18 protein-coding genes are annotated in these 19285 nt (G+C 72.5%); 7 read left to right on the top strand and 11 right to left on the bottom strand.

Annotated elements, in window-relative coordinates; translation table 11 throughout:
• Positions 1-35: 35 nt before the first annotated feature.
• The 3 genes from ACGFIR_RS23955 to ACGFIR_RS23945 form a co-directional block, all read right to left on the bottom strand.
• Positions 36-956, bottom strand: a complete 921-nt coding sequence (locus tag ACGFIR_RS23955; protein WP_393147210.1) for a RimK family alpha-L-glutamate ligase — start codon at positions 954-956, stop codon at positions 36-38.
• Positions 957-962: 6 nt separating this feature from the next.
• Positions 963-1283, bottom strand: a complete 321-nt coding sequence (locus ACGFIR_RS23950) for a hypothetical protein (protein WP_393002490.1) — start codon at positions 1281-1283, stop codon at positions 963-965.
• Between the two features lie 279 nt (positions 1284-1562).
• On the bottom strand, positions 1563-2522 hold the full coding sequence (locus tag ACGFIR_RS23945; RefSeq protein ID WP_393002489.1) for a heme o synthase: 960 nt from the start codon (positions 2520-2522) through the stop codon (positions 1563-1565).
• A 264-nt stretch (positions 2523-2786) separates the two neighbouring features.
• Here ACGFIR_RS23945 and tkt point away from each other — a divergent pair, with 264 nt between their 5' ends.
• The 6 genes from tkt (at position 2787) to pgl (ending at position 11343) form a co-directional block, all read left to right on the top strand.
• The gene (gene tkt, locus ACGFIR_RS23940) at positions 2787-4925 is read left to right on the top strand and encodes a transketolase (protein ID WP_393002488.1); all 2139 of its coding nucleotides are present in this window, start codon (positions 2787-2789) and stop codon (positions 4923-4925) included.
• A 16-nt stretch (positions 4926-4941) separates the two neighbouring features.
• Positions 4942-6120, top strand: a complete 1179-nt coding sequence (gene tal / locus ACGFIR_RS23935) for a transaldolase (RefSeq protein WP_393002487.1) — start codon at positions 4942-4944, stop codon at positions 6118-6120.
• Positions 6121-6196: 76 nt separating this feature from the next.
• The gene (locus ACGFIR_RS23930; protein ID WP_393147208.1) at positions 6197-7846 is read left to right on the top strand and encodes a glucose-6-phosphate isomerase; all 1650 of its coding nucleotides are present in this window, start codon (positions 6197-6199) and stop codon (positions 7844-7846) included.
• A 10-nt stretch (positions 7847-7856) separates the two neighbouring features.
• A complete protein-coding gene (gene zwf / locus ACGFIR_RS23925; protein WP_393002484.1) occupies positions 7857-9398 on the top strand; it encodes a glucose-6-phosphate dehydrogenase in 1542 nt (513 codons plus the stop codon).
• Between the two features lie 91 nt (positions 9399-9489).
• On the top strand, positions 9490-10506 hold the full coding sequence (locus ACGFIR_RS23920) for a glucose-6-phosphate dehydrogenase assembly protein OpcA (RefSeq protein WP_393002482.1): 1017 nt from the start codon (positions 9490-9492) through the stop codon (positions 10504-10506).
• Between the two features lie 66 nt (positions 10507-10572).
• Positions 10573-11343, top strand: coding sequence for a 6-phosphogluconolactonase (gene pgl, locus ACGFIR_RS23915; protein WP_393147206.1), 771 nt, complete (start codon positions 10573-10575; stop codon positions 11341-11343).
• 75 nt (positions 11344-11418) lie between these two features.
• Here pgl and ACGFIR_RS23910 read toward each other — a convergent pair whose 3' ends face one another.
• From ACGFIR_RS23910 to rapZ, 8 genes are all read right to left on the bottom strand, one after another.
• Positions 11419-11769, bottom strand: coding sequence for an RNA polymerase-binding protein RbpA (locus ACGFIR_RS23910; protein WP_393147204.1), 351 nt, complete (start codon positions 11767-11769; stop codon positions 11419-11421).
• A 131-nt stretch (positions 11770-11900) separates the two neighbouring features.
• Positions 11901-12164 (bottom strand): preprotein translocase subunit SecG, encoded by a 264-nt coding sequence (gene secG, locus ACGFIR_RS23905; protein WP_121400676.1) that lies wholly within the window; start codon positions 12162-12164, stop codon positions 11901-11903.
• Positions 12165-12259: 95 nt separating this feature from the next.
• Entirely contained in the window at positions 12260-13051 is a 792-nt protein-coding gene (gene tpiA / locus ACGFIR_RS23900; RefSeq protein WP_393002476.1) for a triose-phosphate isomerase, read from the bottom strand.
• Positions 13051-14250 carry a phosphoglycerate kinase gene (locus tag ACGFIR_RS23895; RefSeq protein WP_393147202.1) on the bottom strand — a complete coding sequence of 400 codons (1200 nt, stop codon included), beginning with the start codon at positions 14248-14250 and terminating at the stop codon, positions 13051-13053. The genes tpiA and ACGFIR_RS23895 overlap by 1 nt, the downstream gene beginning before the upstream one ends.
• An 89-nt stretch (positions 14251-14339) precedes the next feature.
• Positions 14340-15344 (bottom strand): type I glyceraldehyde-3-phosphate dehydrogenase, encoded by a 1005-nt coding sequence (gene gap, locus ACGFIR_RS23890; protein WP_393002472.1) that lies wholly within the window; start codon positions 15342-15344, stop codon positions 14340-14342.
• A 264-nt stretch (positions 15345-15608) separates the two neighbouring features.
• Complete coding sequence (whiA, locus tag ACGFIR_RS23885; protein ID WP_088992890.1) at positions 15609-16589, bottom strand: DNA-binding protein WhiA; 981 nt, start codon at positions 16587-16589, stop codon at positions 15609-15611.
• A gap of 54 nt (positions 16590-16643) precedes the next feature.
• On the bottom strand, positions 16644-17735 hold the full coding sequence (locus ACGFIR_RS23880) for a 2-phospho-L-lactate transferase CofD family protein (protein WP_393147200.1): 1092 nt from the start codon (positions 17733-17735) through the stop codon (positions 16644-16646).
• Positions 17732-18619 (bottom strand): RNase adapter RapZ, encoded by an 888-nt coding sequence (gene rapZ / locus ACGFIR_RS23875; protein WP_393002931.1) that lies wholly within the window; start codon positions 18617-18619, stop codon positions 17732-17734. The genes ACGFIR_RS23880 and rapZ overlap by 4 nt, the downstream gene beginning before the upstream one ends.
• 299 nt (positions 18620-18918) lie before the next feature.
• Between rapZ and ACGFIR_RS23870 the strand changes: the two genes are divergently transcribed.
• Positions 18919-19263 carry a hypothetical protein gene (locus ACGFIR_RS23870; RefSeq protein ID WP_393002468.1) on the top strand — a complete coding sequence of 115 codons (345 nt, stop codon included), beginning with the start codon at positions 18919-18921 and terminating at the stop codon, positions 19261-19263.
• The last annotated feature ends 22 nt before the right edge of the window (positions 19264-19285 follow it).

Raw genomic sequence — 19285 nt, 5'->3', positions numbered from 1 at the left:
GCGCTGGCGCCTCCGGTACGCGCGCGGGCGAACCGTCAGACGCCGCCGCCCAGGCGGGCGAGGATCGCGTCGGCCAGGCGGTCGGCGGCGCCGTCGGCGTGCCCGAGGAACAGCGACGGCTCGGTCAGCTCCAGTTCCACCAGCACCGGCGTGCCGTCCGGCCCCGGGATCAGGTCCACCCGGGCGTAGAGCAGCCGTCCCGGCCCGCCGGGCACCGCCGCGAGGGCCTTCTCCGCCACCGTCAACTGCTCCGCGGTGGCGGTACGGGCCGTGATCTCCTCCGGCCTGAACAGCCCCTCCACGCCGAGATCCGGGCCGGTCAGCATCGGGCCCTTGCGCACGGCGTGGCTGAACGTCGGGCCGTGCGGCCCGGCCAGGAAGAGCAGCGCCGTCTCACCGGCCGTGTCGACCGCGTCGAGGTACGGCTGGACCATGGCCAGCCGCCCCGCGTCCGACAGCCGCCGCAGGTGTGCCGCCGCCAGTGCCCGGTGTCCGGGGTCGGCCAGGTCGTAGCGGCCGGTGTCCTGGCTGCCCGCGCTCACGGCCGGCTTGACGACGTACTCGCCGCGCTCGGCGGGTGGTCGCCAGGTCTCCCCCGGCGCGATCCAGGACGTCGGCACGGTGGGCACCCCGGCGGCGGACAACTCGGCCAGGTACCGCTTGTCGGTGTTCCAGCGCACCACGTCGCCCGGGTTGGCAAGGGCCGGGACCCGCGCGGCCCAGGCGACGAACTCGTCCCGCCGCAGCGCGTAGTCCCACGGCGAGCGGAGCACCGCCAGGTCGTACGCCGGCCAGTCGACGCCCGGGTCGGCCCAGTCGAGCACGTCGACGGCCACGCCCCGGCGCGCCAGCGGGTCGAGCAGCAGCCGGTCGTCGGGGTCGAGGTCGGGCAGCCGGGCACAGGTAACGAGAGCGACCCGGGGTCTCCCCCGGGTCGACTGGTGGTGTTCGGTCAATTTATGTCAACGGGCCATCGTGCGCCGGGCCATCGACCGCCAGAGGTCGTTGCTCGGACGCATCTGGTCCATCAGTTCACGCTCCCAGGCGTTCTCGACGGTGACTCCCGCCTTCGCGCACGCCTGCCGCGCCACGACGGTGTCGTCGGCGAACTGGTCACCCCACACCCCGTCCTCACCCACGAGGACGATGCGCGCGCCACGCTTGCCGACGTACTCGATGACCGCCTTCGCCCCGCCGTGCCCGGCGGCGAACGACTTGATGCCCGCGACCAGGCCCTGCGGGGTCTGCTCAGCCGTCAGCGTCGTATCGGAACCTTCTGCCATGCCGGGAAGCGTAAGCAGACTTCCACCCGGGCGGGCGAGAACCATGAACCTTTTGTGATGCCAATTACCCGCAGGTTTAAGAAGAACCAAAGGCAGTTTGCCCTGCTCAATCAGCACTTATCATGCCAAACCGCCGCCGCGAACCGGCCCGGCTCCGGGCATCCGCGCGTTTCCCGGGCCCATGGCCACGGTGTAACCGATGTGACACAAAAACCGGACAAGCCATGCAGAATGACGACTTTCCAGGTGGGCGGAGTGCCGGTGGGCGGTCGACGCCGGTCAGATGAGGGCGTCGAGCGCGACGGCGGCGAAGAGGATCGTCAGGTAGGTCGTCGACCAGTGGAACAGCCGCATCGGCTTCACGGCCTGCCCGCGCGCCACTCGCCGGGCGAGCTTGTGCGCCTCGATCACGAAGATCGCACCGACCACCACGGCGGGCACGCCGTAGATCAGGCTCATTCCCAGCGGCCACACGGCCAGCGAGGACGCCACGGTCAGCCAGGCGAACCCGATGATCTCGGCGTTCACCCGCCGGGTGGAGGCCACCACCGGCAGCATCGGGATGCCCGCCCGGGCGTAGTCGTCCTTGTACTTCATCGCCAGCGGGTAGAAGTGCGGCATCTGCCAGAAGAAGACCACCGCGAACAGCGCCCACGCGGCCGGGGAGAGGGTCCCGGTCACCGCCGCCCAGCCGATCAGCACCGGCGCCGCCCCGCAGGCCCCGCCCCAGAACGTGTTCGCCGTCGTGGTGCGCTTGAGCCACAGGGTGTAGACGACGTCGTAGTAGACGATCGCCGCCAGCGTGAGCCCGGCGGCCAGCAGGTTGGTGAACACCGCCATCATCGCGACCGACACCGCCGCCAGCACCAGCCCGAAGATCAGCGCGTTGCGCGGCGTCACGGTGTGCGTCGGCAGCGGGCGGCGCTTGGTGCGCCGCATCAACTGGTCGATGTCCCGGTCGATGTAGCAGTTGATGACGCTGGCGGCGCCGGCGGCGAGCGAGCCGCCGACCAGCACCACGGCCACCAGCCAGAGCGACGGCATGCCGCCGTCCGCGAGCATCATCGCCGGCACCGTGGTGACGAGGAGCAGTTCCACGATCCGCGGCTTGGTCAGCGTCACGTAGGCCGAGACAACCGCGCGGATGTCGCGCCGGACCGCCTCCGACGTCTCCACCGTGGTCCGCACCGGCGGCTCCCCGGCAGAGTTGCTGACGGGGCGCTCGGTGATCATGCTCACGGATTGCCACCTTCCGGCGTCGGCAGGGGAGGTCGGATCGGCTGGGCCCGGCTGGGGCCACACGCCGCACCACAGACTACGCGTCGTCGTTTTGGCTGCCCGGGCGACCCGACAACGGTGCGGGCCGTCACACTGTCGGGGCACGACCAGGAGTGACGCGGACCAGTACAGACCGGCATGCAGAGATCCCTGGGCGGACGTTTAGGACCGCTCGATAGGGTCACCAGTGAGGGTTCCGCCCATCTGCCGAGGAGCACAACCATCGTGGCTGCCAACCGACCCGAGCACCCCGCACTCAACTGGTCCGACCTCGACCGCCGGGCCGTCGACACCGTCCGCGTGCTGGCCATGGATGCCGTGGAGAAATCCGGCAACGGCCACCCGGGCACCGCGATGAGCCTCGCGCCCGCGGCCTACCTCCTCTTCAACCGGGTCATGCGGCACAACCCGGCCGACCCCAACTGGGCCGGCCGGGACCGCTTCGTGCTGTCCGCGGGCCACTCCAGCCTCACCCTCTACATCCAGCTCTTCCTCTCCGGCTACCCCATGTCGCTGGAGGACCTGAAGTCGCTGCGGCAGTGGGGCTCGCTGACCCCGGGCCACCCCGAGCACGGGCACACCCCCGGTGTGGAGACCACCACCGGGCCGCTCGGGCAGGGCATGGGCAACGCGGTCGGCATGGCGATGGCCGCCCGCCGCGAGCGCGGCCTGTTCGACCCGGAGGCGGAGCCGGGCCGGTCGGTCTTCGACCACGACATCTGGTGCATCGCCTCGGACGGCGACATCGAGGAGGGCATCAGCCACGAGGCCAGCGCGCTCGCCGGGCACCAGCAGCTCGGCAACCTCACGGTGATCTACGACGACAACGAGATCTCGATCGAGGACGACACCCGGATCGCCAAGAGCGAGGACGTCGCGGCCCGCTACGAGGCGTACGGCTGGCACGTGCAGACCGTCGACTGGCGCATCGGCGACGCCGACCAGGGCGACTACCACGAGGACGTCGAGGCCCTGTACCAGGCGTTGCTGGCGGCGAAGGCCGAGACCGGCCGCCCCTCCTTCATCGCGCTGCGCACCATCATCGGCTGGCCCGCGCCCAACAAGAAGAACACCGGCAAGATCCACGGCTCGGCGCTGGGCGGCGACGAGGTGGCCGCCACCAAGCGGCTGCTCGGCTTCGACCCGGCCCGCTCCTTCGAGGTCGACGAGGAGGTGCTCGGCCACGCCCGCAGCGTCATGGAGCGCGGCGCCCGCGCCCAGCAGGAGTGGACCACGGCGTTCGACGGCTGGGCGAAGGCCAACCCCGAGCGCCACGCGCTCTACGACCGGATGGCCGGGCGGATCCTGCCGAACGGCTGGACCGAGGCGCTGCCGGAGTTCCCGGCCGACGCCAAGGGCGTCGCCACCCGGGCGGCCTCCGGCAAGGTCCTGGAGGCGCTCGCCGGGGTGCTGCCGGAGCTGTGGGGCGGCTCGGCCGACCTGGCGGAGAGCAACAACACCACCATGAAGGGCGAGCCGTCCTTCGTCCCCGCCGTCCACGCCACCAAGGACTTCCCCGGCCACGAGTACGGCCGCACGCTGCACTTCGGCATCCGCGAGCACGCCATGGGCGCGATCCTCAACGGCATCGCCCTGCACGGCGGCACCCGCCCGTACGGCGGCACCTTCCTGGTGTTCAGCGACTACATGCGCCCCGCGGTGCGGCTCGCCGCGCTGATGAAGCTGCCGGTGATCTACGTCTGGACGCACGACTCGATCGGCCTCGGCGAGGACGGCCCCACGCACCAGCCGGTGGAACACCTGACCGCGCTGCGCGCCATCCCCGGCCTGGACGTGGTCCGGCCCGCCGACGCCAACGAGACGGCCTGGGCCTGGCGGCAGGCGCTGGAGCACACCGACCGGCCGACCGCGCTGGCGCTGAGCCGCCAGGCGCTGCCGACGTTCGACCGGTCGACCCTGGCCGGCGCCGAGGGCGTGGCGAAGGGCGGCTACGTGCTGGCCGAGGCCTCCAACAGCAAGCCGCAGGTGATCCTCGTCGGCACCGGCTCCGAGGTGCAGCTCTGCCTGACGGCGCGCGAGCGGCTGGAGGCCGACGGCACCCCGACCCGGGTCGTGTCGATGCCCTGCCAGGAGTGGTTCTTCGCGCAGGACGAGGCGTACCGGGAGTCGGTGCTGCCGCGCGGGGTAAAGGCACGGGTGAGCGTGGAGGCGGGCATCGCCATGTCCTGGCGGGGCATCGTCGGCGACATCGGCGAGAGCGTCAGCCTGGAGCACTACGGCGCGAGCGCCCCGCACTCCGTGCTCTTCGAGCAGTTCGGCTTCACCCCCGACCGGATCGTGGCCGCCGCACACGCGGCGCTGACCCGGGCGGGCGACATCACCGGTTTCACGACCGGCAACTGAGGGGAGCGTGGACGGCATGACGGACAGGCTGAGTGAACTCACCGCCGCAGGCGTGGCGGTCTGGCTCGACGACCTTTCCCGGGTACGGCTCTCCTCCGGCGGGCTGGACCAGCTCCGCCGGGAGAAGCACGTGGCCGGGGTGACCACCAACCCGACGATCTTCGCCAAGGCGTTGAGCGACGCCGACGAGTACGACTGGCAGCTGCGCGACCTCGCCGCCCGTGGGGTGGAGGTCGAGGAGGCCGTGCGCATGCTCACCACGTACGACGTGCGGTGGGCGTGCGACGTGATGCACCCGTCGTACGAGCGCAGCGCCGGGGTCGACGGCCGGGTCTCCATCGAGGTGGACCCACGGCTGGCCCACGAGACCGACAAGACGGTCGCCGAGGCCAAGGCGCTGTGGTGGCTGGTCGACCGGCCCAACCTCTTCATCAAGATCCCGGCCACCGAGGCCGGCCTGCCGGCGATCACCGCCACCCTCGCGGAGGGGATCAGCGTCAACGTCACGCTGATCTTCGGGCTGGACCGCTACTCGCAGGTGATGGAGGCGTTCCTGGCCGGCCTGGAGCAGGCGAAGGCGAACGGGCACGACCTGTCGAAGATCGGATCGGTCGCGTCGTTCTTCGTGTCCCGGGTCGACAGCGAGGTCGACAAGAGGCTGGAGAAGATCGGCTCCGCCGAGGCGAAGGCGCTGCGCGGCAAGGCAGCCGTCGCCAACGCCAAGCTCGCGTACGAGCGCTACAGCGAGGTGTTCGCCTCCGACCGCTGGCAGGCCCTCGCTGACGCCGGCGCCCACCCGCAGCGGCCGCTGTGGGCCTCGACCTCGACCAAGAATCCGGACTACCGGGACGTGATCTACGTCGAGGAGCTGATCGCCCCCGGCACGGTCAACACGATGCCGGAGCCGGTCGTGCACGCGTACGCCGACCACGGCGAGACCCGCGGCGACACCATCACCGGCTCCTACGCCGAGGCCCGCGAGGTCTTCGCCGGCCTGGAGTCGGTCGGGGTCGACATGGCCGACGTGATCGAGACCCTGGAGCGCGAGGGCGTGGAGAAGTTCGAGGCGAGCTGGCAGGAACTGCTCGACGGCGTCCGCAAGTCGCTGGCGGCCGCGGGCCGGGGCGCCGGTCGTCCGAGCGACGCCGCGACGGGCAACGCCCAGGCCGCGCAGCAGGCGGGAGGAAACGCGTGAGTGAGCGTAGCGAGCGAACCATCAGGCTGAGCAGTGCGGCGCCTCGCGCCGCCGCCGAGCGGAGCGAGGTGGCGGCGTGAGTGACCTGCTCAACGGGGCGGTCGAGGCCGCCGCGGGGCTTTCGGTGCACGGGGCCGACCCGGTCGACAAGGCGGCCCCCGCCTCCACGCGGGACGCGCTGGTCAACGCCGGCGTCCCGGGCAAGCTGGCCGCGAAGGACCCGACCCTGTGGGGCCCGGACGCCGAGGCCGAGGCGAAGATCCGCCTCGGCTGGGTGGACACCCACCTGCGCAGTCGGGAGCTGCTCCCCCAGCTCGCCGAGCTGAAGGCGGAGCTGGCCGACCTCGACCACGTGGTGCTCGCCGGAATGGGCGGCTCGTCGCTGGCTCCCGAGGTCATCGCCCGTACCCTCGGCAAGCAGCTGACGGTGCTCGACACCACCGACCCGGGGCAGGTACGGGCGGCGCTGGCCGACCGGCTGGAGCGCACCGTGGTCGTGGTGGCCAGCAAGTCCGGCTCGACCGTCGAGACCGACAGCCACCGCCGCGCCTACTGGCAGGCGTTCCTCGACGCGGGGATGACCGAGGCGGAGGCCGGCCGGCACTTCGTCATCGTCACGGACCCCGGCTCGCCGCTGGAGGCGACCGCCGCCGAGATGGGCGCCTTCACCGTGCTCGCCGACCCGAACGTCGGCGGCCGGTACTCGGCGCTGACCGCGTTCGGGCTGGTCCCGTCGGCGCTGGTCGGCGTCGAGGTGGCCGAGCTGCTCGACGAGGCCGACGGGCTGGCGCGGTCGCTGGGCGGGGACCGCGACAACCCGGGCCTGGCGCTCGGCGCGGCCCTCGGGGCGGCGGCCACCATGGGCCGGGACAAGATCGCCCTGATCTCCGACGGCACCGGCATCGAGGGTCTCGGCGACTGGGCCGAGCAGCTGATCGCGGAGTCCACCGGCAAGGCCGGGGTCGGCATCCTGCCGGTCGTCGTGGAGTCGCCACAGAGCCCCGGCGCCGCCGGCGACGACGTGCTCACCGTGACCTACGGCGGGGCGCTGCCCGCCGGCGCCGTGCCAGGCGGCGGCGTCGACGCGGACGTGGCGGTCAACGGCCCGCTCGGCGCGCAGTTCCTGGCCTGGGAGTACGCCACCGCGATCGCCGGGGTGGTCCTCGGCATCGACCCGTTCAACCAGCCCAACGTCACCGAGAGCAAGGAGAACACGAACCGGATCCTCGCCTCGGGCCCGCCGGCGGAGACGCCGTCGTTCACCGAGGGCGCGATCGAGGTGTACGCGCCGCAGGGCGCCCCGGGCGACCTGGTCGGCGTGCTCCGCCAGTTGGTCGACGCGACGGGCGACGACGGTTACCTCGCGGTGATGGCGTACCTCGACCGCTTCGCCGACGCCGACGCGGCCCGGCTGCGGCCGCTGCTGGCCGGTGCCGCCGCGCGGCCGGTCACCTTCGGTTGGGGCCCGCGCTTCCTGCACTCCACCGGCCAGTACCACAAGGGCGGTCCGCAGGTCGGCAGCTACCTCCAGCTCACCGGCGCGGTCGTCGACGACCTGCCGGTACCGGGCCGGCCCTACACCTTCGGGCAGTTGCAGGCGGCGCAGGCCGCCGGCGACCGGCAGGCCCTGGCGGAGCGGGAGCGCCCGGTGGTCCGGCTGCACCTGACCGACCGGTCCGCGGGCGTGGCCCAGCTGCTCGATGCGGCCGGGTCGTTGCGGGCGTGACGATGGGAGCATGGACGACGCGGAGCGAGGAGGCGGCGTGAACCCCCTACGCGACCCGCAGGACCGCCGGCTGCCGAGGATCCCGGAGCCGTGCGCTCTGGTGATCTTCGGCGTCACCGGTGACCTGGCCCGCAAGAAGCTCCTGCCCGCCGTGTACGACCTGGCGAACCGGGGGCTGCTGCCCCCGGGCTTCGCCGTGCTCGGCTTCGCCCGCCGGGACTGGGGCGACGGGGACTTCGAGTCGCTCGCCCACGAGGCCGCCAAGAAGCACGCCCGCACCCCCTGGCGGGAGGAGGTGTGGGCGCGGCTCGTGGGCAACATCAAGTTCGTCGGCGGCTCGTTCGACGACGACGCCGCGTTCGACCACCTCTCCGAGATGCTCGACGAGCTGCGCCAGACGCACGGCATCCCCGGCAACGCCGCCTTCTACTTCTCCATCCCCCCGGCGGCGTTCCCCGTGGTCCTCAAGCAGCTGGCCCGCACCGGGATGGCCGACAACGCCAAGTCCGGCGGCTGGCGCCGGGTCGTGGTGGAGAAGCCCTTCGGGCACGACCTGCCCTCGGCGAAGGCGCTCAACGACCTGGTCGACGACGTCTTCACCCGCAAGGACGTCTTCCGCATCGACCACTACCTGGGCAAGGAGACCGTCCAGAACATCCTCGCCCTGCGGTTCGCCAACAACCTGTTCGAGCCGCTGTGGAACTCCCAGTACGTCGACTCGGTGCAGATCACCATGGCCGAGGACGTCGGCATCGGCACCCGCGCCGGCTTCTACGACTCGGCCGGCGCGGCCCGGGACGTGTTCCAGAACCACCTGCTCCAACTGCTGGCGCTGGTGGCGATGGAGGAGCCGACGAGCTTCGACGCCGACGAGATCCGCACGGAGAAGCTCAAGGTGCTCCGGGCGATCACGCTGCCCAAGGACGTCGCCAAGGGCACCGTACGCGGCCAGTACCTGCCCGGCTGGGTGGGCGGCGAGCGTGCTGTCGGGTACCTGGAGGAGGAGGGCGTCCCGGAGGACTCCACGACGGAGACCTACGTGGCCGTCCGGCTCGGCATCCAGAACCGCCGCTGGGCGGAGGTGCCGTTCTACATCCGGGCCGGCAAGCGGCTGCCGCGTCGCGTCACCGAGGTCGCGATCATGTTCAAGCGGGCGCCGCACCTGCCGTTCAACGCCGCCGACATGGAGTCGCTGGGCAACAACCAGCTCGTGATCCGCGTACAGCCGGACGAGGGCGTCGTGCTCAAGTTCGGCTCCAAGGTACCCGGCACGACGATGGAGGTCCGCGACATCGCCATGGACTTCCAGTACGGCGAGGCGTTCACCGAGGCCAGCCCCGAGGCGTACGAGCGGCTCGTGCTGGACGTGCTGATCGGCGACCGTACGCTCTTCCCGGACGCCGCCGAGGTCGAGCAGAGCTGGCAGGTGGTGGACCCGTTGGAGCACGCGTGGGCGGGCACGAAGCCGGAGCCGTACCGGGCCGGCGAGTGGGGCCCCCGGGCCGCCGACGAGATGCTGGCCCGCGAGGGCCGGGCCTGGCGCAGAGCGTGAGCGCGAGGAGTGAGCCGGTTCTGCGAGCCCCGCAGTCGCGAACGAAGACAAGCGCCGTGAGCAGCCGCAGCGAGCAAACCAGGAGGCTCCATTGATCGGCCTGTGGGACACCACCGGCAACGAGGTGGTCAAGGCGCTCGCCGCCGAGCGGCGCAGCGCCGGCGGGGTGGCCAGCGGCATGGCGCTCACCCTGATCGTGGTCGTGGACGAGAAGCGGGTCCGCGAGGCGGAGGCGGCGGCGACGATAGCCGCCGCCGCCCACCCCTGCCGGCTGCTGGTGGTGGTCCGCACCGACGTGGAGCGCGAGCGCAACCGGCTGGACGCGGAGATCGTCGTCGGCGGGCGGCTCGGCCCGTGCGAGGCGGTGGTCACCCGGATGTACGGGCGGCTGGCCCTGCACGCCGAGTCGGTGGTGATGCCGCTGCTGGTGCCGGACGTGCCGGTGGTGACGTGGTGGCACGGCGAGCCGCCGGCCGAGATCTCCACGGACTTCCTCGGCGTGGTGGCCGACCGGCGGATCACCGACTGCGCGCAGGCCGCCGATCCGATCGAGGCGCTGCGCCAGCGGGCCCGCGACTACGCGCCCGGCGACACCGACCTGGCGTGGACCCGGATCACTCCGTGGCGCACCCTGGTGGCGGGGGCGTTCGACACCACCCAGGCCCGGGTGACCGAGGCGACCGTGGTGGCCCCGCCCACCGACCCGACCGCCGCGCTGATGCGGGGTTGGCTGGCGGCGCGGCTCGGCATCGAGCCGGTGTGGGAGCACAGCGACGCGTCGCCCCGGATGCGGGAGGTGCAGCTGCGCTGCGCCAACGGCGACACGCTGACCCTGACCCGGGACGACAGCGTGGCGACGTTCCGGCGTACCGGCCAGGAGGACCGTCAGCTGCCGCTCGTCCGCCGGCCGCTGGGCGACGAACTGGCGGAGGAGCTGCGCCGGCTCGACGCCGACCAGGTGTACGCGGAGGCGCTGGGTACGGCGGCCGGGCTGGCCGGCCTCGACCAGCGCCCACCGCAGCGGGTGCACGTCTGGAAGGACCCGGCCACGGCCCAGCGGGCCGAGGCGGGGGTCACCGCGCACGTGGGTACGAGCGCCGAGCGCTGAGCCCCGGTCCCCGGGGCGTTACGGAAGACCGGCCGCGCGGGCGGCCGGAGAAACGAAGGCAGACAGATGAGTGAGGCGAGTGTCGCCGTCCACGCCGACGCCGAACTGCTGGCCCAGGCGGTGGCCGCCCGGCTGGTGGTCAAGCTGCTCGACGCGCAGGCCGAGCGGGGCCAGGCGTCGGTGGTGCTGACCGGCGGGCGGATAGCCGCGGCGGTGCACCGGGCGGTGGCGGCGCTGCCCGCCCGCGACGCCGTGGACTGGTCCCGGGTCGACGTCTGGTGGGGCGACGAGCGGTTCCTGCCCGCCGGCGACTCCGAGCGCAACGAGACCCAGGCCCGCGCCACGCTGCTGGACGCGGTGCCGCTGGATCCGGCCCGGGTACACCCGATGCCGGCATCCGACGGGCCGGCCGGGGCGGACCCGGAGGAGGCGGCGGCCCGGTACGCCGAGGAACTGGCCCGCGCGGCACGCCCGGGGCACGCCGCACTCCCCCACTTCGACGTGCTGATGCTGGGCGTCGGCGAGGACGGGCACGTCGCCTCGGTCTTCCCCGAGCATCCGGTGCACCACGACAGCCGGCCGGTCAGCGCGGTGCGGGGCAGCCCGAAGCCCCCGCCCGTACGGACCACGCTGACCCTCCCGGCGATCAACACGGCCGAGGAGGTCTGGTTGGTGGCCAGCGGCGCCGACAAGGCGCGGGCCGTCGGCATGGCGCTGGCCGGGGCGGGCCCGGTGCAGCTGCCGGCGGCGGGGGCACGGGGCACGGGCCGCACCCTCTGGCTGCTGGACCGGGCGGCGGCGGCCGACGTACCGGCCCGCCTGCGCAGCCTGCGCTGACGAAAGAAGGACCCCTCGTCGACGCCGGGCGTGGACGAGGGGTCCTTTGCTGTCCGCCGTGGGCGGGAGGGCCACCTAACCGGTGGAGCGGCCACGACGGCGGCGCAGGGCGGCGAGGGCCTCGGCCAGGAGGGCCGCCCCCTCCTCCGCGGTGCGCCGCTCCTTCACGTACGCCAGGTGGGTCTTGTAGGGCTCGGGCCGGGTGCGGCCGGGCGGGTTCTGCGCGTCCTGACCGGCGGGGACGCCGCAGCGCGGGCAGTCCCACAGTTGCGGCGCCTCGACCTCGGCGGCGAGCCGGATCTCGGTGTGGTGGTCGTTGCGGCACCAGTAGGTGACCGTCCGGCGCGGGGCCGGCTGGTGACGCTCGGCGCGGCGGTCGGGCGCGGACCCGACCCGGGTGCCCCGGATGACGTTGCCAGTGGGCACGGCTGCTCGCTCCTGTCGTCGGAGGGGAACCGCCGCGGAGGGGGCGGCGGGCGACGCGGTGCAGCGGGTGAAACGGACTGCGCGCGGCCCGTCGGTGACGGACCGCGCGCAGATTGTACGACTTGACGGCCTCAGACCGTGCCGCTGGCCATCTGGAGGCGGAGCCAGAGCCCCAGCCCGACGATGCAGGCGAACCAGACGATACCCACCAGGACGGTGTAGCGGTCGAGGTTCTTCTCCGCCACCGAGGAGCCGGCGAGGCTGGAGCTGACGCCACCGCCGAACATGCTCGACAACCCGCCACCCTTACCGCGGTGCAGCAGGATCAGCATCGTCAGCAGGATGCTCGTGATGACCAGCAACACGATCAACGTGTATGCGAACCAGATCGGCATGGCTGGGGTCAGTCCTCTCGTTACGATCCTCGCCCGGGCAGATCGGGCACGGTGGCACCGACCGACGGACGGGCGGAGTCAAGGATAGCGAGCGATCAGCGGGCGATGTGCTCCGGGAACCGGCAGATCTTCGCGAACTCCTCGGCGTCCAGGCTCGCGCCGCCCACCAACGCCCCGTCGACGTCCGGCTGGGCCATGATCGCCGCGACGTTGGAGGACTTGACCGACCCGCCGTAGAGGATCCGGACCTGCGCGGCGGTGTCCTGGCCGAAGGACTCGGCGAGGCGCTGACGGACCGCGCCGCACACCTCCTGGGCGTCCTCCGGGGTGGCCGTCTTGCCCGTGCCGATCGCCCAGACCGGCTCGTACGCCACCACGACCTTCGTCACCTGCTCGGCGGTCAGCCCCTTCAGCGCGCCGTCGAGCTGGTCGCTGCAGTGCGCCACGTGGGTGCCCTTGTCGCGCACGTCGAGCCCCTCCCCCACGCAGAGGATCGGGGTGAGCCCGTGGGTCAGCGCGGCCTGCACCTTGGCGTTGACGATGGCGTCGTCCTCGTGGTGGTAGGCCCGCCGCTCCGAGTGCCCGATCACCACGTAGGTGCAGCCCAGCTTCGCCAGCATGGAGCCGGAGATGTCCCCGGTGTAGGCCCCCGACGCGTGCGGCGAGAGGTCCTGCGCGCCGTAGCCGATGAGCAGCTTGTCGCCGTCCACGGCGGTCTGCACCGTACGCAGGTCGGTGAACGGCGGCAGGACCACCGTCTCGACGTCCGTGAGCTGCTTCTCGGTGAGGCTGGCCGCCAGCTTCTGCACCAGCAGGTTGGCCTCGAGGTGGTTGCAGTTCATCTTCCAGTTGCCGGCCATCAGGGGCCGGCGGGTGACGCTCGCCATCAGTTCTCCAGGGCCGCGATGCCGGGGAGGGTCTTGCCCTCCAGGTATTCCAGGGAGGCGCCACCGCCGGTGGAGATGTGCCCGAAGGACGACTCGTCCAGCCCGAGCGCGCGGACCGCCGCCGCCGAGTCACCGCCGCCGACGACGGTGAACGCGTCGGCCTTCGCGATCGTCTCGGCGATGCCCCTGGTGCCGTGGGCGAACGCCGGCATCTCGAACACGCCCATCGGGCCGTTCCAGAAGATCGTCCGCGCGCCCTTGAGGGCGGCGGCGAACCCGGCGACCGTCTCCGGCCCGATGTCGAGCCCGACCCGCTTGCTGGGGATGCCGTCGGCCGGCACGGTGTCGTGCGCGGCGTCCGGGGCGAACGCGTCCGCGGCCACCACGTCGACCGGGAGCATGATCTTGCCCTCGGAGCGCTCCAGCAGGTTGCGGCAGGTCTCGACCATCTCCTCCTCCAGCAGCGAGGAGCCCACCTCGTGGCCCTGGGCCTTGAGGAAGGTGAAGCACATCCCGCCGCCGATGAGCAGCCGGTCGACCGTCGGCAGCAGCGCCTCGATCACCGCCAGCTTGTCGGAGACCTTCGAGCCGCCGAGCACCACGACGTACGGGCGCTCCGGCTCGCCGGTCAGCCGGGACAGGACCTCCACCTCGCGCAGCACCAGCCGGCCGGCGACGTGCGGCAGCCGGGCCGGCACGTCGTGGACGCTGGCGTGCTTGCGGTGCACCGCGCCGAACGCGTCGTCGACGTACGCGTCGGCGAACGCGGCGAGCTGGTCGGCGAAGGCGCCCCGCTCGGCGTCGTCCTTGCTGGTCTCGCTGGAGTTGAAGCGCAGGTTCTCCAGCAGCGCCACCTCGCCGTCGGCGAGCGCGTCCACCGTGGAGCGGGCGGACTCGCCGACCGTGTCGGAGGCGAAGTGCACCCGCGTGCCGAGCAGCTCACCGAGGCGACCGGCGACCGGGCTCAGGCTGAACTGCGGGTCCGGCGCGCCCTTCGGGCGGCCCAGGTGCGAGCAGACGACCACCTTGGCGCCGGCCTCCACCAGCGCGCCGAGCGTCGGCAGCACCGCGCGGATGCGACCGTCGTCAGTGATGTCGCCGGTCTGCTTGTCGAGCGGGACGTTCAGGTCGGCGCGCACCAGCACGCGCCGACCCGACACCCCCTCGGCGAGCAGGTCGTCGAGGGTACGGATGCTCACTTAGGCCAGCCCTCCGTTCGTGGCAGACGGCTCACTCACAGCGTCGGCTCCGTTCGTGACTGCGGGGCTCGCAAGCTCACTCCTCGCACTCACAGGGACTTACCGACCAGCTTGACCAGGTCGACCAGGCGGTTCGAGTAGCCCCACTCGTTGTCGTACCAGCCGACGACCTTGACCTGGTTGCCGACGACCTTGGTCAGCGGCGCGTCGAAGATGCACGACGCCGGGTCGGTGACGATGTCGGCGGAGACGATCGGGTCGTCGTTGTAGACCAGGATGCCCTTGAGCGGGCCCTCGGCGGCGGCCTTCAGCGCGGCGTTGACCTCGTCCACCGTGGTCTCCCGGTTGACGTCGACCGTCAGGTCGGTGGCCGAGCCGGTCGGGATCGGCACGCGCAGCGCGTAGCCGTCCAGCTTGCCCTTGAGCTCCGGCAGCACCAGGCCGATCGCCTTCGCCGCGCCGGTCGAGGTCGGCACGATGTTCAGCGCGGCGGCGCGGGCCCGACGCAGGTCGGAGTGCGGCGCGTCCTGCAGGTTCTGGTCCTGGGTGTACGCGTGGATCGTCGTCATCAGGCCGTGCTGGATGCCGAACGTGTCGTGCAGGACCTTCGCCATCGGCGCGAGGCAGTTGGTGGTGCAGGAGGCGTTCGAGATGATGGTGTGCTTGGCCGGGTCGTACTGGTCGTGGTTGACGCCCATGACGACCGTGACGTCCTCGTTCTTCGCCGGGGCGGAGATGATGACCTTCTTGGCCCCGCCGTCGACGTGCGCCTTCGCCTTGGTGGCGTCGGTGAAGAAGCCGGTGGACTCGATGACCACGTCCGCGCCGACCTCGCCCCACGGCAGCTTCGACGGGTCCTTCTCGGCGTACGCCTTGATGGTCTTGCCACCCACGGTGATCTCGTCGGCGGTGGCCTTCACCTCGTGCGGGAGGCGGCCCAGGATGCTGTCGTACTTGAGCAGGTGGGCGAGCGTGGCGTTGTCGGTCAGGTCGTTGACCGCCACGACCTCGATGTCAGCGCCGGACGCCAGCACTGCCCGGAAGAAGTTGCGGCCGATCCGGCCGAAGCCGTTGATGCCAACCCGGATGGTCACAGGTCCCATCTCCTTGCGTTCTGGTCCGCCGGCGTAAGACCCGGGCCGGCGGAGGTGTGTGCGCCGACCGTTGGAGCCGGCCGTTGACGGTTCATCTCGGCCACCCCGCCGCGGTCTCGAAGGACCTGACCGCCCGAGGCGGTGTGCACGGCGAGGAGTGCCTGTGCCGGCCTCCTTGCCGTACGCAGCGACCTTATCCGAGCGTGCGGCGCAGTGCAGCGCCGGGTGGTGATCCCACCGACACCGTCGACCCGCTCCGTCCTATCAGACCACGAGCATGTCGGGCGTGACGGCTGCTTCCGTATCCGGGATGCCCAGGTCCCGGGCCCGCTTGTCGGCCAGCGCCAGCAACCGGCGGATCCGGCCGGCGATCGCGTCCTTGGTCAACGGCGGGTCGGCCAACGCGCCCAGCTCCTCCAGGGAGGCCTGCCGGTGCTCCAGACGCAGCCGGCCGGCCGAGGTGAGGTGGTGGGGCGCGTCGTCGGCGAGGATCTCCAACGCCCGCGTCACCCGGGCGGCGGCGGCGACGGCGGCCCGCGCCGAGCGGCGCAGGTTGGCGTCGTCGAAGTTGGCCAGCCGGTTCGCCGTGGCCCGCACCTCGCGGCGCACCCGACGCTCCTCCCACGCCAGCACGCTGGAGTGGGCGCCGATCCGGGTGAGCAGCGCGGCGATCGCGTCGCCGTCCTTGACCACCACCCGGTCCACGCCGCGCACCTCGCGGTTCTTGGCGGTGATGCCGATGCGCCGGGCCGCACCCACCAGGGCCAGCGCGGACTCCGGGCCGGGGCAGGTGATCTCCAGCGCGCTGGAGCGACCCGGCTCGGTCAGCGAGCCGTGCGCCATGAACGCGCCGCGCCAGGCCGACACCGCACAGCAGACGTTCGCGGCGACGACGTGCGGCGGCAGGCCCCGCACCGGGCGCCCCCGCACGTCGAGCAGCCCGGTCTGTCGCGCGAGGGCCTCACCGTCCTTGACCACCCGGACGATGAAGTGGCTGCCCTTGCGCAGCCCACCGGACGCGAGCACGTGGATCTCGCTCGGATAGCCGTAGACCTCGGCGATCTCCCGCCGCAGCCGTCGGGCCACCGCCCCGGTGTCGAGTTCGGCCTCCACCACCACCCGACCGGAGACGATGTGCAGCCCGCCAGCGAAGCGCAGCAGCGCCGCCATCTCCGCCCGCCGGCAGCAGGGCTTGGGCACGTCGACCCGACTCAGCTCGTCCTTGACCGCAGCCGTCATCGCCATTGTGCGTCCCCTCACGGACCTGTTCCGGCGTGTCGCCGGAGATTACGTACGTGTCTAACGATCGGCGCCCAGGACAGGCACCAGTGCGGCGCCCAGGGCGGCTGGATCATGACGGGGAGTGCCGTCGGTGACCGCGATGGGAGCGAGGACCAGGCGGGCACCCAGCGATTCTGCCGCACGGGCGACCGGTTCGGGGTCACCCGCCGCCTTGGAATCGGCGACCACCCGGTCGACCCTCAGCTCCGGCAGATAGGCGCGCAGCGCGGCCAGATGGTCGGCCTGGGAGAGCCCCGAGGTCTCCTTCTCGGCGGCGAGGTTCAGCGTGACGAGCCGCCGCGCCGGGCTGGCGACGACAGCGGCGGCGAGCTGCGGCACCAGCAGGTGCGGCAGCACGCTCGTGTACCAACTGCCCGGGCCGAAGATCAGCCAGTCGGCCGTGCCGATCGCGGCCACCGCCTGCGGGCAGGCCTCCGGCGCGGCCGGGGTGAGTCGCAACGACTCCACCCGCCCCGTGGTCACGGCGACCTGGTGCTGACCGGTGACCGTGCGCACCTCGTCCGGCCGGCGCGGATCGGCGCCGCGCACCCGCGCCTCGATGCCCACCGGCTCACACGACATCGGCAGCACCCGGCCCACCGCGCCGAGCATCGCGCCGGCGTGTTCCAGAGCGGCCACCGGGTCGCCGAGCAGCTCCATCAGCCCGCAGAGCACCAGGTTGCCCACCGCGTGCCCGGCCAACCCGTCGCCGCTCTTCCGCGCAGCCTCGGCCGCCCCGGCCCCCGCCACGGGGGAAGGTGCCCTGCCCGCAGCGGAGACGTCGGGACGGCGACCGCCCGGTCCGCTGCCGGCACGGGCCGGTTCGTCGGCGCCGGGCGCGGGCACCTTGGCGAAGCGGTGCTGGAAGAGGCTCGCGCTGCGCCGGGTGGCCGGGTGGTCCCCGGCCAGCGCGACCAGCGCCTGCCGCAGGTCCCCCGGGGGCAGGCCGCCCCGCTCGGCCCGCAGCCGGCCGCTGGAGCCGCCGTCGTCGCCGACGGTGACCACCGCCGTGATGTCCAGGTCCAGCTCGGGCGCGCAGCGGCGCAGGGCGCGCAGTGAGGCGGACAGGCCGTGCCCGCCGCCGAAGGCGACCACGCGCGTCGCCGTCACTCGCGCCCCAGATCGCGGTGCTGGGCGTTGGCCGCCAGACCCGAGTGGCGCAGCCGGGCGGCCAACTCCTCGGCGATGGCCACGCTGCGGTGCTTGCCGCCCGTGCAGCCGACCGCCACGGTCAGGTAGCGCTTGCCCTCCCGCTCGAAGCCGGCCGTGGTGGCGTTGACCAGGTCGGCGTACGACGTGACGAAGGCGTCCGCGCCCTCCTGCCCCAGCACGTACGAGCTGACCGCCTCCTCCCGCCCGGTGTGCTCGCGCAACTCCGGCACCCAGTACGGGTTGGGCAGGAACCGGGCGTCGAGCACGAAGTCGGCGTCCGGCGGCAGTCCGTACTTGAAGCCGAAGGAGAGCACGGTGAGGCGCAGCCGGCGGGCGTCCTCGCCGCCGAAGAGCTCCTCGACGCGGCGGCGCAGCTGGTTGACGTTCAGGTGGCTGGTGTCGATGATCACGTCGGCCTGGTCGCGGGCCTCCTCCAGCAGGCCGCGCTCGACCGCGATGCCGTCGGCGAGCCGCCCGTCGCCCTGCAACGGGTGCGAGCGCCGGACGCTCTCGAACCGCCGGATCAGCACCTCGTCGTCGGCGTCGACGAAGACCACCCGGGGCGAGAAGCCGCGCTCCTTCAGCTCCCGGATCGCCCCCGCCAGGTCGGTGGAGAAGGCGCGCGAGCGCACGTCCAGCACCATCGCCGTACGCCGGGCCGCCCCGCCCGCCTTGAACGCCAGCTCGGCCATGTCGAGCATCAGCGCCTGGGGCAGGTTGTCCACCACGTAGAACCCGACGTTCTCCAGCGCCCTCGCCACCGTGCTGCGACCGCCGCCGGAGAGCCCGGTGACCACCACCAGGGTGGTGTCCGACTCCGCCGGTGTCTGCTGCCCGGTCACTGTCACGCTCCGTTCCTCGGCCGTACGCGACTCGCCCACCTGACTACCCCCAAGCCGTGGCGCCGCGGCCGACACCCCCGGCCGCGCATGGTCAATCAGCGACTCTATCCCGCACCGTCCCCGCGTCGCCGGCACGCCCCGCGCCACGTCGCCGCCCCGGTGGCGAGCGCGCCACGGGCGGTGCGACCTGCGGCGCGAGGGTCGCGCTCCCGACAGGCGGACACCTTGATGACGATCAGTGAGCATCCATACGCTTAGCGCCATCGCCGCAGGTGGCGGCCATTTTCCGGGGAGGCACAGTGCACGATCTGGCGGAAAAGAACAAATACGTCGGCTTCCTGCTCATGAGGATCAGCCCGGAGTACTTCGCCCTGGGCCAGGAGGGCATCCACGAGATCTCCGCCGAGCACGCCCGCGACCTGGCGCGCTTCGCGAAGCAGCTCACCCACGTGGTCTGCACCGGGGTCAACGGCCGCTACGACCAGGTGACCATGGTCGAGGCGGACACCCTGGAGGAGATCAACGCGGCGGCCACGGCGTTCCGGACGGGCAACAAGGGCCGCTACATCGAGATCGTCGACATCGTGGTGGGGATGAAGGCCCCGCCGCGCGGACTGGCGAAGAGGTCCGCCCAGCCCGACTGAGCGCCCCGGAGCCGCCGGACCG

Origin of the sequence: Micromonospora sp. NPDC049051 (genome assembly GCF_043197575.1) — a bacterium.
Lineage (GTDB): Bacteria > Actinomycetota > Actinomycetes > Mycobacteriales > Micromonosporaceae > Micromonospora.
Note: the sequence above shows the minus strand (reverse complement) of the source record. Positions and strands in the feature narration are given on the sequence as shown.